Origin of the sequence: Methylobacterium sp. C25 (genome assembly GCF_021352225.1) — a bacterium.
Lineage (GTDB): Bacteria > Pseudomonadota > Alphaproteobacteria > Rhizobiales > Beijerinckiaceae > Methylobacterium.
Genome location: NZ_JAAUVI010000006.1, coordinates 12,787 through 27,658, shown reverse-complemented (window position 1 = coordinate 27,658; position 14,872 = coordinate 12,787). Strand labels below are relative to the sequence as shown.

Annotated in this window: 13 protein-coding genes; 7 read left to right on the top strand and 6 right to left on the bottom strand. The window is 64.4% G+C overall.

Features of this window, described 5'->3' with window-relative positions; all coding sequences use genetic code 11:
* The first annotated feature begins 7 nt into the window (after positions 1 to 7).
* From HCU64_RS16060 to HCU64_RS16035, 6 genes are all read left to right on the top strand, one after another.
* Positions 8 to 1,177 carry a lactonase family protein gene (locus tag HCU64_RS16060; protein ID WP_233385103.1) on the top strand — a complete coding sequence of 390 codons (1,170 nt, stop codon included), beginning with the start codon at positions 8 to 10 and terminating at the stop codon, positions 1,175 to 1,177.
* 79 nt (positions 1,178 to 1,256) lie between these two features.
* Complete coding sequence (locus tag HCU64_RS16055; protein ID WP_233385102.1) at positions 1,257 to 2,585, top strand: MFS transporter; 1,329 nt, start codon at positions 1,257 to 1,259, stop codon at positions 2,583 to 2,585.
* Between the two features lie 62 nt (positions 2,586 to 2,647).
* Positions 2,648 to 4,363 (top strand): IlvD/Edd family dehydratase, encoded by a 1,716-nt coding sequence (locus HCU64_RS16050; RefSeq protein ID WP_233385101.1) that lies wholly within the window; start codon positions 2,648 to 2,650, stop codon positions 4,361 to 4,363.
* Positions 4,364 to 4,385: 22 nt separating this feature from the next.
* Positions 4,386 to 5,081, top strand: coding sequence for a ribonuclease activity regulator RraA (locus tag HCU64_RS16045; protein WP_233385100.1), 696 nt, complete (start codon positions 4,386 to 4,388; stop codon positions 5,079 to 5,081).
* Positions 5,082 to 5,132: 51 nt separating this feature from the next.
* A complete protein-coding gene (locus HCU64_RS16040; protein WP_233385098.1) occupies positions 5,133 to 5,918 on the top strand; it encodes an SDR family oxidoreductase in 786 nt (261 codons plus the stop codon).
* A gap of 16 nt (positions 5,919 to 5,934) precedes the next feature.
* On the top strand, positions 5,935 to 6,873 hold the full coding sequence (locus HCU64_RS16035; protein WP_233385096.1) for a dihydrodipicolinate synthase family protein: 939 nt from the start codon (positions 5,935 to 5,937) through the stop codon (positions 6,871 to 6,873).
* 65 nt (positions 6,874 to 6,938) lie between these two features.
* On the opposite strand, the gene HCU64_RS16030 is transcribed toward HCU64_RS16035, so the two are convergent.
* Together HCU64_RS16030 and HCU64_RS16025 are read right to left on the bottom strand one after the other, a co-directional pair.
* Positions 6,939 to 7,076 carry a hypothetical protein gene (locus tag HCU64_RS16030; RefSeq protein WP_183506838.1) on the bottom strand — a complete coding sequence of 46 codons (138 nt, stop codon included), beginning with the start codon at positions 7,074 to 7,076 and terminating at the stop codon, positions 6,939 to 6,941.
* A 281-nt stretch (positions 7,077 to 7,357) separates the two neighbouring features.
* On the bottom strand, positions 7,358 to 8,143 hold the full coding sequence (locus HCU64_RS16025; protein ID WP_233385095.1) for an IclR family transcriptional regulator: 786 nt from the start codon (positions 8,141 to 8,143) through the stop codon (positions 7,358 to 7,360).
* A 94-nt stretch (positions 8,144 to 8,237) separates the two neighbouring features.
* Here HCU64_RS16025 and HCU64_RS16020 point away from each other — a divergent pair, with 94 nt between their 5' ends.
* Entirely contained in the window at positions 8,238 to 9,689 is a 1,452-nt protein-coding gene (locus HCU64_RS16020) for an NAD-dependent succinate-semialdehyde dehydrogenase (RefSeq protein WP_233385274.1), read from the top strand.
* Positions 9,690 to 9,820: 131 nt separating this feature from the next.
* Here the strand turns inward: HCU64_RS16020 and HCU64_RS16015 are convergent, their stop codons facing one another.
* The 4 genes from HCU64_RS16015 to HCU64_RS25290 all read right to left on the bottom strand — a co-directional run bounded on the left by HCU64_RS16015 (position 9,821) and on the right by HCU64_RS25290 (position 14,828).
* On the bottom strand, positions 9,821 to 11,353 hold the full coding sequence (locus HCU64_RS16015; RefSeq protein WP_233385094.1) for an aldehyde dehydrogenase family protein: 1,533 nt from the start codon (positions 11,351 to 11,353) through the stop codon (positions 9,821 to 9,823).
* A 1,842-nt stretch (positions 11,354 to 13,195) separates the two neighbouring features.
* A complete protein-coding gene (locus tag HCU64_RS16010; RefSeq protein ID WP_233385093.1) occupies positions 13,196 to 13,462 on the bottom strand; it encodes a DUF6894 family protein in 267 nt (88 codons plus the stop codon).
* 154 nt (positions 13,463 to 13,616) lie between these two features.
* A complete protein-coding gene (locus HCU64_RS16005; protein ID WP_233385292.1) occupies positions 13,617 to 14,009 on the bottom strand; it encodes a hypothetical protein in 393 nt (130 codons plus the stop codon).
* A gap of 687 nt (positions 14,010 to 14,696) precedes the next feature.
* The gene (locus tag HCU64_RS25290; RefSeq protein ID WP_267922420.1) at positions 14,697 to 14,828 is read right to left on the bottom strand and encodes a hypothetical protein; all 132 of its coding nucleotides are present in this window, start codon (positions 14,826 to 14,828) and stop codon (positions 14,697 to 14,699) included.
* Between the last annotated feature and the right edge of the window lie 44 nt (positions 14,829 to 14,872).

Here is a 14,872-nt window from a genome sequence, read left to right as displayed (position 1 = left end):
ACCGAGCATGACCCAGGGCACGATCAGCCGCAGGACGATGCTCGAAGGCGCGGCGGCGCTTGCCGCGCTCATGCCAGGAACGGCGGCCTTCGCGGAGGGTGCGACAGGCAAGCCGCGCTTCGCCTATGTCGGCTGCTTCACCACCGCGCAGCGCAAGGCGCGCGGCGACGGCATCAACGTCTTCGCCATCGACGCCCAGACCGACGCCTGGACCCACGCCCAGCGCGTGCCCGACAGCGTCAACCCGTCCTTCCTGATCCTCAGTCGGGACGGCCGTTTCCTCTACGTCGTCCACGGCGATCTCGACTATGCCGACGCCTTCACGGTCGACCCATCGACCGGCAAGCTGACCGTCCTCAACCGGGCGGCGACGGGCGGCAAGAACGGCGTCCACCTCGCCATCGACCCGTCGAACCGTTTCCTCATCGTCGCGAATTATTCGAGCGGCAGCGTCGCGGTGCTCGGCATCAGGCCAGACGGAGGACTGAGCGACCAGCATCAACTCCTCCCGCTGGAGGGCACGCCCGGTCCGCACCGCGTCGAGCAGACAGCCTCCCACCCGCATCACGTGGTGTTCGACCCGTCCGGCCGCTTCGTGATCGTGCCAGACAAGGGCCTCGACCGCGTCTTCGTCTTCGGCTGGGACGCTGCCGCTGGCCGCCTGACTCCAGCGGGATCGGTCGACAGCCGTCCGGGCGCCGGACCACGCCATCTCGGCTTCCACCCGAAGCTGCCCGTCGCCTGGGTGCTGAACGAGCTCGACAGCACCGCCACGACCTATGGCTGGGATGCCGCGGGCGGAAAGCTCCAGCCCCGGCAGGTGATCACAACGCTGCCGAGCACCTTCTTCGGCGCCAGCACCGCCGCCGAGATCGCCGTCTCGCGGGATGGCCGCTCCGTCTACTGCTCGAACCGGGGCAGCGACGACGTGGCGATCTTTTCCGCCGATCCGTCCACCGGGCTGCTCGCCCCGAAAGGCTGGGAGCCGACGCAGGGGCGCGACCCGCGCTTCATCGCCTTCGATTCCGAGCAGGCCTTCTTCTACGCGGCGAACGAGCAGGGCGACACGCTCGTGCAGCTTCGCGCCGACCCGTCCAGCGGCGCCCTCAATGCCACCGGCCAGACGGTGAAGACGCCGAGCCCGGTCACCATCGCTTTCTCCGCAACGACGGGGTGAAGCGCACGACCTTTCGATTTGAGCGGGACGCCATCCCGCCGGACCAAACAGAAACAACGACAAGATCTTGGAGGACACCATGGGCGACGCCGACATCGAGAAAGCGAGTCTGGACCGCATCTTCAAGCAAGCCTTCGTCAGACTGATGCCGCTGCTCTTCATCGGCTACGTCATGGCCTATATTGACCGCATCAACGTCGGCTTCGCGGCGTTGAAGATGAATGCCGATCTCGGTATCGGACCGGCGGTGTTCGGCTTTGGGGCCGGCGTGTTCTTCATCGGCTACTTCTTCGCGGAAGTGCCGAGCAACCTGATTATGGAAAAGGTCGGCGCGCGGCGCTGGATCGCGCGCATCATGATCAGCTGGGGCCTGATCTCGGCCGCGATGATCTTTGTGCAGGGGGAGAAGAGCTTCCTCGCCATGCGCCTGCTGCTCGGCGCGGCGGAGGCCGGTTTTTACCCCGGCGTCATCCTCTACATGACCTACTGGTTCCCGAAGGAATACCGCGCCCGGATGTTCGGCGCCTTCTCTGTCGCGATCCCGGTCTCGCTCGCCATCGGTGCGCCGCTCTCGACTGCGATCCTCCAGCTCGACGGCCTGATGGGGCTCAAGGGCTGGCAGTGGCTCTTCATCCTCGAAGGCCTGCCGACGAGCGTCTTTGGCATCCTGTTTCTGTTCATGATCCCGGATCGCCCGAAGGACGCCACCTGGCTCGCTCCGGCCGACCGCGACAAACTGCAATCGATCCTCGATGAGGAGAAGCGGAGCGTGGCGGCGACCCATGGCAGCAGCCTCAAGACTGCTTTCACCGATCCGCGCATGGCGGCTTTATCCTTCATCTACTTCGCCAATACGGGCGCCAATCTGGGTCTGGCCTTCTTCCTCCCGCAGATCCTGAAGAGCACTGGCCTCACAGACATGCAGTCCGGCCTGATGACCGCGGTGCCCTACGTATTCGGCACGATCGGCGGCCTGGTCTTCGGCTATGTCTCGGACCGGTACAACGACCGCCGGCTGACGCTCGTCACGGCGCTGATCTTCACCGCGATCGGCATGGTCGGCGCGGGCTTCCTGACGGGATCGCTCTGGGCGGTGGCCTTCATGTCGCTCGCCGCGGTCGGACTCTATGGCGCCAAGGCCCCATTCTGGGCGCTGCCTTCGCTGTTCCTCACCGGCAGCGCCGCGGCGGCCGGCATCGCGGTGATCAACTGCATCGGCAATCTCGGCGGCTTCGTCGCGCCCTCGATCGTCGGCTGGGTCCGCCAAGCGACGGGCAGCTTCGAGGCCGGCCTCTACTTCCTAGGAGGCATGGCGCTTGCCGGGGCGATCACGACGATCCTCGTGGTCAACCAGCGCTTTGCTGACGCCCGCGAGCCACGGGGCACCCTGAGCAAGCAGGGCGCCTGAGTCGGCCCCCCGAGGGCGCTCCCGAGCGCCCTCGCCTTCCCTCACGCACGATGAGACGGGTCATGAGTACGGGACTTCGCAAAGGCCTGACGAGCTACGGGGATGCGGGCTTCTCGCTGTTCCTGCGCAAGGCCTTCATCAAGGCGGCGGGCTATTCCGACGATGCCCTCGACCGGCCGATCGTCGGCATCACCGACACCTCCAGCGACTACAACCCCTGCCACGGCAACGTGCCGGCGCTGATCGAGGCGGCCAAGCGGGGCGTGATGCTCGCCGGCGGATTGCCGATGGTCTTCCCGACCATCTCGATCCACGAGAGCTTCGCCCATCCGACCTCGATGTTCCTGCGCAACCTCATGGCGATGGACACCGAGGAGATGATCCGCGCCCAGCCGATGGATGCGGTCATCGTGATCGGCGGCTGCGACAAGAACCTGCCGGCGCAGATCATGGCGGCCGCGAGCGCCGACCGCCCGACCATCGTGATACCCACCGGTCCGATGGTGGTCGGCCATCACCGCGGCGAGGTTCTGGGCGCCTGCACCGATTGCCGCCGGCTCTGGAGTTCGCACCGCGCCGGGGAGATCGACGAGGCTGAGATCGAGGTGGTCAACGGACGTCTCGCCCCCTCCGTCGGCACCTGCATGGTGATGGGCACCGCCAGCACCATGGCCTGCATCACCGAGGCGATGGGCCTGGCTCTGCCGATGAGCGGCACCATCCCCGCACCCCATGCCGAGCGCGTCCGCCTCGCCGAGGCGAGCGGCCGGCGCGCTGCCGAGATGGCGGTATCCGGCGGCCCGCGCCCGAGCGAGTTGCTGACGCCCGGCGCCTTCCGCAACGCGCTCACCGTGCTCCAGGCCATCGGCGGCTCGACCAACGGGCTGATCCACCTCACCGCCATCGCCACCCGCACGCCGCACCGGATCGACCTCGACGCCTTCGACAAGCTCGGCCGCGAGGTGCCGGTGCTGATCGACCTGAAACCGTCGGGCCAGCACTATATGGAGCACTTCCATCACGCCGGCGGCATGCCGCAGCTGATGAAGCGCCTCGGTGACCTGATCGACCTCGACCAGCCCACCGTCGCGGGTGGGACGCTGCGGGACATCGTGGGACAGGCCGAGGATGTCCCAGGCCAGACGGTGATCCGCTCCGCCGAGGATCCGATCAAGCCAGTGGGCGCCATGGCGATCCTGCGCGGCAACCTTGCCCCGCGCGGCGCGGTGATCAAGCACAGCGCCGCGAGCCCGGCGCTGCTCCAGCACGAGGGCCGTGCGGTGGTCTTCACCTCGATCCCCGACATGGCCGCGCGGGTCGACGACCCGGATCTCGACGTGAGCCCGGACGACATCCTCGTCCTGCAGAATGCCGGCCCGAAGGGCGCCCCCGGCATGCCCGAGGCCGGCTACCTGCCGATCCCGAAGAAGATCCTGGCCACCGGCGTGAAGGACATGGTGCGCATCTCGGACGCCCGCATGTCCGGCACGGCCTTCGGCACCATCGTGCTGCACGTCACGCCCGAATCCGCCGATGGCGGACCGCTCGGGCTGGTGCGCACGGGCGACCGCATCCGTCTCGACACGCCGGGCCGCCGCATCGACCTGCTCGTCGACGAGGCCGAGCTCGAACGGCGCCGTGCCGAACAGGCCCCGGCAAGCACCCATGCGACACCGGACTGGGCGGCGCGCGGCTATGCCCGGCTCTACCACGATACCGTGCTTCAGGCGGATGAGGGCTGCGACTTCGCCTTCATGCGCCGCCCCGACCAAGCCTGACGGCTGAGAACAGGAGACCTCCATGGACGATGCCGACCTCATCCAGCGCCTGCGTGGCGTGACCACCGCCTCGCTGACGACGATCCTGCTGAAGAAGGGCCTCCGTCGAGTCTGGATGGCGGGAACGCGGCCGCTGACGCCCGGCACGCCGCGCGTCGTCGGCCGCGCCTTCACCATGCGCTTCGTGCCGGGACGCGAGGACGTCGCGACGCCGGCCTCCTGGTCCTCGCCGCGCTCCACGCGCGCCGCCATCGAGGCGATGCCGCAGGGCTGCGTCGCCGTGATCGATGCCCGCGGCATCCGCGAGGCCGGCGTCTACGGCGACATCCTCTGCGCGCGCATGCACAAGCGCGGCGTCGCGGCGCTGGTCACGGACGGCGTCGTGCGCGATGCGCAGGGCGTGGTCGACAGCAAGCTGCCGGTCTGGTGCGACGGCATCGCCGCGCCGCCCTCGGTCGCCTCGCTCCATTTCGTGGGCTGGCAGGAGCCGATCGGCTGCGGCGGCGTCGCGGTTTTCCCGGACGACATCATCGTGGCCGACGGCGACGGCGCCGTGGTGATCCCGGCCGCCCTCGCAGCCGAGGTCGCCGATCTCGCCGTGGAGCAGGAGAAGCTCGAAGCCTGGATCATGCGCGAGGTCGAGAAGGGCGTGCCGCTGCCCGGGCTCTACCCGCCGAACGACGAGACCCGCGCCCGCTACGAGCGCGAGAAGGGCTGAGGCGGAGCGCCCGCCGCAAGACGCACGACCAGCAGACGAAGAGGATGTGAGATGGATCTCGGATTACGCGGCAAGACCGCCCTGGTACTCGGAGCAGGCGGTGGTCTCGGCCGCGCCATCGCCGTCGCGCTGGCGGCGGAGGGTGCGCGGCTCGCCCTCGGCGACATCGATCAGGCCTCCCTCGACGCGACCCTGAAGGACGTCGAGGCCGCCGGGGCCGAGGGCCTCACCCTGCAATGGGACCTCGCCGATCTCTCGCAGATCGAAACCCATGTCGCGGCCATCGAGAAGCGCTTCGGCACCGTCGACGTGCTCGTCAACAACACCGGCGGGCCGCCGCCCACCCCGGCCTCGGGCCAGCCGACCGAGCTCTGGAGCAAGCACTTCCAGGCGATGGTGCTCTCGGTGATCGCGCTGACCGACCGCGTTCTGCCCGGCATGCGCGAGAAGAAATGGGGCCGGATCATCACCAGTACCTCCTCGGGCGTGGTCGCGCCGATCCCGAACCTCGCCGTCTCGAACGCGCTGCGCCTCTCCCTCGTCGGCTGGTCCAAGACGCTGGCACGCGAGGTCGGCCGCGACGGCATCACCGCCAACATCGTCCTGCCCGGCCGCATCGCCACCAAGCGCATCGTCGCCCTCGACGAGGCCAAGGCCAAACGCGAAGGCCGCACCGTGGAAGAGGTGCAGACCGAGAGCACGGGCTCGATCCCGCTCGGCCGCTATGGCGATCCCGAGGAATACGGCAGCACCGTCGCCTTCCTGGCGAGTGCGCGTGCGTCCTACCTCACCGGCTCGGTGATCCGCGTCGATGGCGGCCTCATCCCCAGCATCTGAGCGGAGGAGCTCACCCATGCCAGCCCTGACCAGCGACATAAGCGGCGTCGTCCCGATCGCGCCGACGCCCTTCCTCGACGATGGCCGCGTCGACGAGGCATCCCTCGACCGCATGACCGACTTCTTCGTCGGCGCCGAGGTCGACGGCATCACCATCCTCGGGCAACTCGGCGAGGCCCCAAAGCTCGATCACGCCGAGGGCGTCGCCATTGCGCGGCGCGTCATCGGCCGCACCAGGTTGCCGGTGGTGGTCGGCGTCTCGGCGCCGGGCTTCGCCGCCATGCGCTCACTCGCCCGCGAGGTGATGGAGATCGGGGCGGCCGGCGTGATGATCGCGCCGCCGAACACCTTGCGCACGGACGACCAGATCGTCGGCTACTACCGCAATGCGGTAGAGGCAATCGGTCCGGACGTGCCCTTCATCCTCCAGGACTATCCGCTGACCTTCTCGGTGCAGATGACACCGGCCGTGATCCGCCGGATCGTCAGCGAAAACGAGTCCTGCGTGATGCTGAAGCACGAGGATTGGCCTGGGCTCGAAAAGATCACGGCCCTGCGCGGTTTCGAGCGCGACGGCTCGATGCGCCACATCGCGATCCTCGTCGGCAATGGCGGCCTCTTCCTCGATTTCGAGGTCGAGCGCGGGGCCGACGGTGCCAATACCGGCTACGCCTTCCCGGAAATGCTGGTGGATGTGGTGAGGCTGAACGCGGCCGGCCGTCGCGACGAGGCGCACGATCTGTTCGATGCCCACTTGCCCTATCTGCGCTACGAGCAGCAGCAGGGCCCGCTGGGACTGGCGGTTCGCAAGTATGTGTTCAAGCGCCGTGGAATCTTCACGTCGGACGCCCAGCGCAAGCCCTCGATGGGGCTGACCGCGCAGGCGAAGACGGAGGTCGACTACCTGTTGTCACGCATTGCGCGGGTGGACCCGCGGGCACGCCTGCCGGCTTGAATCGCGTTGCCAGTGATCCGATCCGCCAATTCGAAGCGGGTCGGACCGTGAGCTCGACTACCGCGTCAGTGGCGGAAGCCACCAGCCTCGAAGACGCGGCGGTGGTGGGCGAGCCAAGCGGCGATCATTTCGGCAAAGAAGCCATTGCCGGCCTTGCGCGAAGTCGGGACAGAGGCGGCCTGGAGAGCAGCAGCAACGTTCATGGCAGCGAAAGCCTCATGGCGCCGGGGCGCCGATTATTGCGACGCAATATAAAATGCTCTCGATCCCGCGTTGCAGCAATAAGATTATCGGCGTCGCTTGTATGCGCGAAGAGCATGGCTCATGCGGGGATGAGTTAACGATTGGCTTTGGAGGTCATAGCTCGAGCGCCAGCTGGGCTGCACTCGAGCACTCCCGGTCGAGCCGGGCATTGCCCCCCAGTGAACGTCGGAAGTGCTCGGCGTAATCGGATCATCTCGAACGCCGGCCATTGCCGAACCGCTCAAGCCGGGTTCGCGCCGAGCCGCCTGGAAATGGTGTCGGCCGACCTTCGCAGCAGCCTTCCCAGGCGCTCGAGCACCTCTGGAAGCGCCTCGCTCTCCATCAGGCTGATGGCGACACCGCCGACCGGCTTGTTCGAGTAGTCCAGGATCGCCGCGCCGAGGCAGATCATCCCCTCGCGGATCTGCCCATTGTCGATGGAGTAGCCGCGCTCGCGAATCTCGATGAGTTCGGTCTGGAGCTGCGCGAGCCCGCTGATGCTGGTCCGCGTCATGGGCTTCGGCCAGCCCTTTTCGAGAAGGCGTTCCAGCTCGAGGTTTGACAACCCCTCCAACTGTGCCTTGCCGGTCGCTGTGAACTCGGCAGGCAGCCGCATCCCGATCCGGAATGTGAAGCCGAGCGGCTTATCGCTGTTACGGCACGCCAGATAGACGACCTCCCGGCCATCCAGAACCGTGAGCGTGACGGTGTGCTCTGCGAGATCCATGCTCTCCATGAAGTGGCGCTGGAACTCCGAGACGATGTCCTGCCGCGCCAGGAAGCCGTTCGCCCAGCGCATCGGATGAGGCCCTAGGCGGAACGAGCCCTCGTTAGACCGCGTGAGCAGCCCGAGATCGACCATTGCTGCGAGCAGCCCGTGAGCCGTGCTCTTCGGAATGCCGACCGCCCGCGCGAGATCCGCCGAGCTAGGCTCGGTCTCCGCCGCGCCGACGAAGTCGAGAATCCGCACGGCGCGGCGCAGAGCCGGCACGCTCTCGCCGCCTGATGGATGCGCATCGTCGTCCATAAGTCGCGTTGACTCACTCAATTGAGACAAGGTACGTTCAATTAGAAAAATTTAGTTCAATTAGTTGAACAAGACAAGCGAGTTGAAAGTGGCGTTGAACCTGAATGCCCCCAGCCTGCTGCGGGAAGCCTGCCTCATCGACGGGCAGTGGCACGCATCGCAGGAGCGCGACTTGATCGTCGTGACCAATCCTGCCGACGGCTCTGTCGTAGGGCGCGTCCCGTCACTGGTGGCCAATGACATCGAGACCGCCCTCGATGCGGCCGACCGAGCCTTCAGGAGCTGGTCGAAGACTGCCGCGAGCGAACGATTCGTGAAGCTGCGGGCCTGGCGCGACCTGATCGTCGCCAACGCCGACGACCTCGCTGCGATCATGACCGCCGAACAGGGCAAGCCCCTGGCTGAAGCCCGCGGTGAGGTCTTCTACGCGGCATCCTTCATCGAGTGGTTCGCGGAGGAGGCCAAGCGGGTCAACGGGGACATTATCCCCTCGCCGCAGGCCGACAAGCGCATCCTCGTGTTGAAGCAACCGGTCGGCGTCTGCGCGGCCATCACGCCGTGGAACTTCCCGGCGGCGATGATCACCCGCAAGGCGGCCCCGGCTCTCGCAGCGGGCTGTACGATCATCGTCAAACCGGCCGACCAGACGCCGCTGACGGCGTTGGCGATTGCTGATCTCGCCGTGCAGGCTGGCATTCCTGCTGGGGTGCTCCAGGTCGTCACGGGGCCTGCCGAGGTCATCGGCGGCGTGCTGACCGGGAGCGACCGCGTCCGCAAGCTCTCGTTCACGGGTTCGACGAAGGTCGGGCGGCTGCTGATGGCGCAGTGCGCACCCACGATCAAGCGGCTGTCTCTGGAACTCGGCGGGAATGCGCCCTTCATCGTCTTTGACGACGCGGATCTCGATGCGGCGGTCGAGGGCGCCATCGCCTCCAAATATCGCAATGCCGGACAAACCTGCGTCTGCGCCAACCGGATCTACGTCCAATCGCGCGTCTACGACGCGTTCGCACGCAAGCTCGCGGACCGCGTCGCCGGGCTAAAGGTCGGCGCCGGGACCCAGGAGGGCGTGCTGATTGGGCCGCTGATCGACGAGGCCGCGATCCGCAAGGTCGAGGGACATGTCGCCGATGCGCTCGCCGAGGGAGCGAAATCTCTCGTCGGCGGACGTCGCAGCGACGCCGGCACCCTGTTCTACGAGCCGACCGTCCTCGTCGGCGTCACTCAATCCATGCGGATCGCTCACGAGGAGACCTTCGGCCCTGTCGCGCCGCTTTTCCGGTTCGAGACGGAAGAGGAGGTCGTGCGGATGGCAAACGACACCGAGTTCGGGCTCGCCTCGTACTTCTACACCGAGAATGGCCGCCGGGCCTGGCGGGTCGCGGAAGCGCTCGAATACGGGATTGTGGGCCACAACACCGGTATCATCTCGAATGAAGTCGCACCCTTCGGCGGCGTGAAGCAGTCCGGGATGGGGCGCGAAGGATCGAAATACGGCATCGAGGAATACACCGAGACGAAATACTGGTGCTCGGCCGTTGGATGATCGCGGTTTGTCCGAGATGCGCCGGGGCGGCTGAGGCGGTGCCCAGACGATGAAAAGGCACCCGGCCGCCAGCGGGTTTCGCTGCGCGGCCGGGTTATCGAGAACGTTAAGCCACCGAAACTGGCCGCAGCCTAGTTTGAGCCAAGTCGGGTCGTGATCGCCTTGGTCTCCAGGTAGTTCGAGAGCACGGCCTGACCCATTTCTCGGCCCCAGCCGGACTGTTTATATCCGCCGAAGGGCAAAGCCGCATCGAACACGTGATAGCAGTTGACCCAAACCGTTCCGGCTCGGAGCTTGTGGGCGACTTGTTGAGCGCGGCCGGTGTCTTTGCCCCAGACGCCGGCGGCGAGGCCGTAGACGGAATTGTTAGCCTCGGCGATCAACGCATCGTCAATCTCGTCAAAAGGCGTGGCGACGAGGACTGGGCCGAAAATTTCTTCGCGCACCACCTTCATGCTTGGGTTGACGTCCGTAAGGATGCGCGGGGCTACGAAGTAACCCTTGCCATTCGGTACGTCGCCACCGCACACGATCTCCTTGGCGCCCTCGTCGCGGCCGGCAGCGATGTAGCCATTCACCCGTTCGTACTGAACCGACGAGACCAGCGGGCCCATCTCGGTGCCTTCCGACAGGCCATGGCCGAGCTTGATCTTGCTGGCCTCCGCGGCAATGCCATCGACAACTTTGTCGAAGATCGAGCGATGCACGAAGAGGCGCGAACCCGCGTTGCAACACTGACCGTGATTGAAGAAGATCGCAGCATTGGCGCCCGGAATGGCGAGCGACAGGTCAGCGTCTGGTAGAATGATGTTCGGCGACTTGCCGCCGAGTTCCAAAGAGACGCGTTTGAGGTCGTGCGAGGCGGCCTTCACGATGAGCTTGCCAACCTCGGTCGAGCCAGTGAACGCAACCTTGTTGACATCAGGGTGGCCAGCGAGTGCCGCTCCTGCAGTCTCACCGAAGCCGGCGATGATGTTGACGACGCCGTCCGGTAAGCCAGCTTCGAGAAGCAACTCGCCGAGGCGCAGCGCCGAGAGCGGGGTCTCCTCCGCAATCTTGAGCACGACGGTGCATCCGGTGGTCAGCGCTGGGGCAAGCTTCCAGGCCGCCATCAGCAGCGGAAAGTTCCACGGGATGATCTGGCCGACGACCCCAATGGGTTCGGGACGCGTCACCGAGAAGAAGTCGGAGCCGGGCGCGGCTAGCGCCGAGATCGGTATCGACTTGCCCTCAATCTTCGTCGCCCATCCTGACATGTAGTGAAACATGTCGGCCGAGAGTGTCACGTCCGCGGCCTTGGCGACATTCTTCGGCTTGCCGTTATCGATCGCTTCCAGTGCAGCGAGTTCGTCCGCATGCTCCAAAATCAGGTCGCCGATTTTATGTAGCAGGCGCCCGCGGGCAGACGGGCTCATCTTCGACCACGGCCCGCTTTCGAAGGCGCGGCGGGCTGCCTTCACAGCGAGGTCGACATCGGCTTTGTCGCCCTCGGCGACCTTGGCGATGACCTCGCCCGTTGCCGGATCGGTCACCTCAAACGTCTTGCCAGATCGAGCGGGAACCCACTTCCCGTCGATGAGAAGGTGGCGCTCCTTGCCGAGCCAGGCGCGTAACTCGGGCGGCAGTGTGGGCGACGAAGAGGGAATGTCGGCACGAATGTTCATGACGTTTCTCCCGAACAATTTGCAATGTCGATTCGCTTGCCGCGCAAGACTAGGCCTCTTGTATCCGGCGCATCAACCAGATTGCCAAGATTAGAACTGATACAACAATGTTAAACTGCCAAGCTATACGGCGAGACAGCTAGCGCGCGGATGAGCTGTGTTGACTGATCGGTGCGGCGTGCACGAGCCGACATAACGCTCGCAACCGCCGGGGCAACTGTACCGGCCTGGCTGTACCGCGATTGTGACCGCGAAATTTTGCGCGTCGTCTCTTGCGCGACCGCAAGAATCTCGTCCCGCTGCTGGCTCCTAGTCCAAACCCGGGCCCAGTTCCGCCTCGGCCCTTAGGCTCTGGGCGCTTGGGCGCACTCTAAGGAGAGTACGCGGCTTGGCTTCGGGTGGAAGAAGTTCAACCCAAGCAACGGCTTGGGAAAAATGGCGCGCCAATCAGAATAAAACTGCGAACACCTACATCATTGAAATAATTAGATAAATTTTTAGCCGCAGTCCGGCTGTTTCTGGATGATGGAGGTCGGCTGACAGCGGACTGGAAGCTTTAGGCCCCCCTTACTTGGAAGCGGACGTCGACCTTGGGGCGGGTATCGATCCATGCCGGCCGTTTACGCGTGGCCGCGCAGTTCCCGAAAGCAGACCTCGGTTCTGCCTGTGCTCCGGCAGCGCTGCGCCCAACCCGGTCATTCCAAGCCGTTGGTCGGCGGTTCAGAAGCGGACATCGGGGCTGATCGGAACGGATCGAGGATTGACGGGCCGAGCGACGCTTGGGGGGCGGGGGATCGCCCGGTCCGTTGCCGGCAGATCGAGAAGATTCAGACGGTTCACAATCGTAGCTGCCGCGTGTTTCCAGAATTCTTCTGAGACTCGAGCAGGCCGTGTAAGACGGTAGAGGCGAAGCTCCAGACGGGTCGAGCGGCCTGTGGGGCAGGAAAACCGCTCGACCCGCCGTCACCCGCGCCGTGTTGAGACGACCGGCGGGCGACGCGGCCTCGTAGCGGCTTCGTGTTTCTGGATTTGATCTAACCCCAGCCGGCCCGGTGAAGCCGATCGCTTAGGTTTTGGCGGCAGTCGTTTCCGGTCCCAGCCAAGCTTGCGCGGCAGCGAAGGTCCGAAACTCGTGCTCTGATCGCGTGAAGGGCCGCGGGTGGTTTGAGATGGCCTGCCGTTCGGTGAGGCGTGCTCGCCAGATCACGGGCCGATGCCGTGTGCCAGCCGTGCGAGTGAGGTTTCCAACCGGCTCGCCCCGCAAATGGATTTCGTAGGAGCCTAGCGCAACACCGATCAGTCGATACGTCATCATCGGCTAACGTCTGGCGCCGCGAAACGACCAAGCCGCCAGATCGGTACGGAGCTTTCTCGTTGCCGGGACGCAGTTGATGTCGGCGCCCTGTGTAGCGGTTCGCGCCGGACCCGACTGAAACCATTTGAGGCCTCCGGCCGTATCGTGCGGTCTGAGGCAAGCCCCACACAGCATAGCCTCGGCTTCAAGGCCCGTCCCATTGGCTCACATGGGCGGGCTTTGTTGCTTCTGAACAATCGCCCGTACCCCCGGTTTCACCAACTCGGGTGTCTGCAGTGCTGCTCCGCCCGACCTCAGAGGCCGTCCGTGTTCCTCCTAGTTCACGGCGGCTTTTGTTGTGCTTAGCTTATTGCAGGGCGCAAATTTCCCGACATACGTTGTGGCGCAATAGCGCAGAAGCTGCGAACGATCGAGATGTGGCGCACCCATCGTCGCAAGCCGTGCCGACTGCTTCTGCCTTGATCCTGTCGGCATGATCTCCCAAGAACTCAGCCCGCCCGGTTCGCCGAGCGGGCTTTTTCATGAGTTCATTTCGCCCAAACACCTCGGAATGAAAGCTTGCCGTGAACGATAAGACGACCGCTTTCGTCCCGGACATCGGCCGTGAAATCGCGCTCGTCCCGACTCGGGAGCTTGTCCTTTGCAAGATGCGTAAGGGTGCCGATGGCCTCTTCGCCCGCGTGCTTTTCGGTGGGGTGGTCTGCTCCCTCCGTATCGACTTCACCCCAATCACCATCGTGAATTTCAAAGTAATATCGAGGCATGGCCGTCCATGCAAAGATGAACTGAGCCATCTCGCCAGATCAACATCGGTTTCTTAGTCTACTTGTTAACAAACTTAAGATCGATAGGCTCATTTCCACCAGCTGCTTCGCGCCCTAAACTTTGCGAATGAAACATCTCCTTTCGCCTCAGTGCCAAGCCATACTCACCAGGAAGCAGCCGGCCCTAATCAGGAACGGAGTCAAGATCACTCAGGTAAAAGTGATAAAGAGTCGCTGCACAAGCTATGCCAGAGAGAATGGTCTGTGCCATCAGCACGCGGCGAAACACCGCGAGGGTAAGCTTATCGAGCGAGTCGAGGATTGATTTGAAGCCTCGAGGACACCCTCTCTTTTTAGCAATCGTCGGGAACGTTTTTTCAGACCCCAACATAAAGCGTGCCCAACCCCAACCGTGGCTGCTATCTACGCCGCCCTTGCAGGTTCGGGATCTAGGATGAGCGATGACACGGCTTCCCTCATCGTGGCGCTTGCAACCGAGGTCGCCGAATTGCGCGCGCAGCTTGCTCAGGCGCAGGACATGCTCGTTGAAATTGCCGTCGATGGTGGCGAACTGCATGCCCGCATCAATGAGGTACAGGCCGAACTAATCGAGACACGTGCCGATCGCGATGCTTGGCGCGCTAGGGCGCACCTTGAGTCGGCGTCCATTCGAGCTGCACCTGCTGGCCCGGTCTCGCATAGGCAATCAGAACAATCTTAGTGCCATCCTGGTGTACGAACACCGACGTCAGAACGTTGTGGCTCCCGCGTGCTTTCTGACGGGCACGGGCAGCATCAATGAGCTGCCGGACCTGGCATGCAATATCATCTCGTGTCTCGTAGCTATACACCTCATCGCCCCACTCTGTGGGGCCATCATCGTGAACGTCAAAAATATAATGCGGCAAGGCTCCATCGGCAAATTCAAATAGCCGAAAACGCAAGGCGGCCGCGCGGCTATGACTGAATCAATACTTCCGCAAAGACTGATTGTTCCTGCGACAGATTGCTAGGAAACTCGCCCTCAACAGCAAAATGCTCAATGAATCGCAGGCCATCCCACAGGTCGATGGCGTGACCGTTTACCATCGCTTTGACCTGGCTTTTTGCATGCTCGTCATCAGCAGCTCGCAACGATCGAACATTGACGACAGTCCCATCCGACCGGAGCAAAAGCACCCGATAGAAAGGCCGCGTCCTAAGAAAATATGACGCGCTAGGTATGGCTTGCTCCTCGACTGTTAGGCGGGAGCGCAAGCATCTCTCAGTCGCCGAAGCTGCCCCCACCACCGACACGATGCACAAAGACGGTGGTGAGCCCGTCCAGGCTGCCGCGATCGACCTGCCGTTTTTGAGCTTCGATGATCAGCGCGAACGTGACGCTCGATCTCGGCATGGTCGGCAAACACGATGCCTTCGTCGTCCCATTCCACGGGACCG

Bases quoted from the DNA above. Each gene is read 5' to 3' on its own strand.
- HCU64_RS16025 (WP_233385095.1), bottom strand. From the start codon at position 8,143: ATGGACGACGATGCGCATCCATCAGGCGGCGAGAGCGTGCCGGCTCTG.
- HCU64_RS16015 (WP_233385094.1), bottom strand. From the start codon at position 11,353: ATGAACATTCGTGCCGACATTCCCTCTTCGTCGCCCACACTGCCGCCC.
- HCU64_RS16005 (WP_233385292.1), bottom strand. From the start codon at position 14,009: ATGCAGTTCGCCACCATCGACGGCAATTTCAACGAGCATGTCCTGCGC.
- HCU64_RS16035 (WP_233385096.1), top strand. From the start codon at position 5,935: ATGCCAGCCCTGACCAGCGACATAAGCGGCGTCGTCCCGATCGCGCCG.
- HCU64_RS16030 (WP_183506838.1), bottom strand. From the start codon at position 7,076: ATGAACGTTGCTGCTGCTCTCCAGGCCGCCTCTGTCCCGACTTCGCGC.
- HCU64_RS16055 (WP_233385102.1), top strand. From the start codon at position 1,257: ATGGGCGACGCCGACATCGAGAAAGCGAGTCTGGACCGCATCTTCAAG.
- HCU64_RS25290 (WP_267922420.1), bottom strand. From the start codon at position 14,828: ATGCCGAGATCGAGCGTCACGTTCGCGCTGATCATCGAAGCTCAAAAA.
- HCU64_RS16040 (WP_233385098.1), top strand. From the start codon at position 5,133: ATGGATCTCGGATTACGCGGCAAGACCGCCCTGGTACTCGGAGCAGGC.
- HCU64_RS16060 (WP_233385103.1), top strand. From the start codon at position 8: ATGACCCAGGGCACGATCAGCCGCAGGACGATGCTCGAAGGCGCGGCG.
- HCU64_RS16010 (WP_233385093.1), bottom strand. From the start codon at position 13,462: ATGGCTCAGTTCATCTTTGCATGGACGGCCATGCCTCGATATTACTTT.
- HCU64_RS16045 (WP_233385100.1), top strand. From the start codon at position 4,386: ATGGACGATGCCGACCTCATCCAGCGCCTGCGTGGCGTGACCACCGCC.
- HCU64_RS16050 (WP_233385101.1), top strand. From the start codon at position 2,648: ATGAGTACGGGACTTCGCAAAGGCCTGACGAGCTACGGGGATGCGGGC.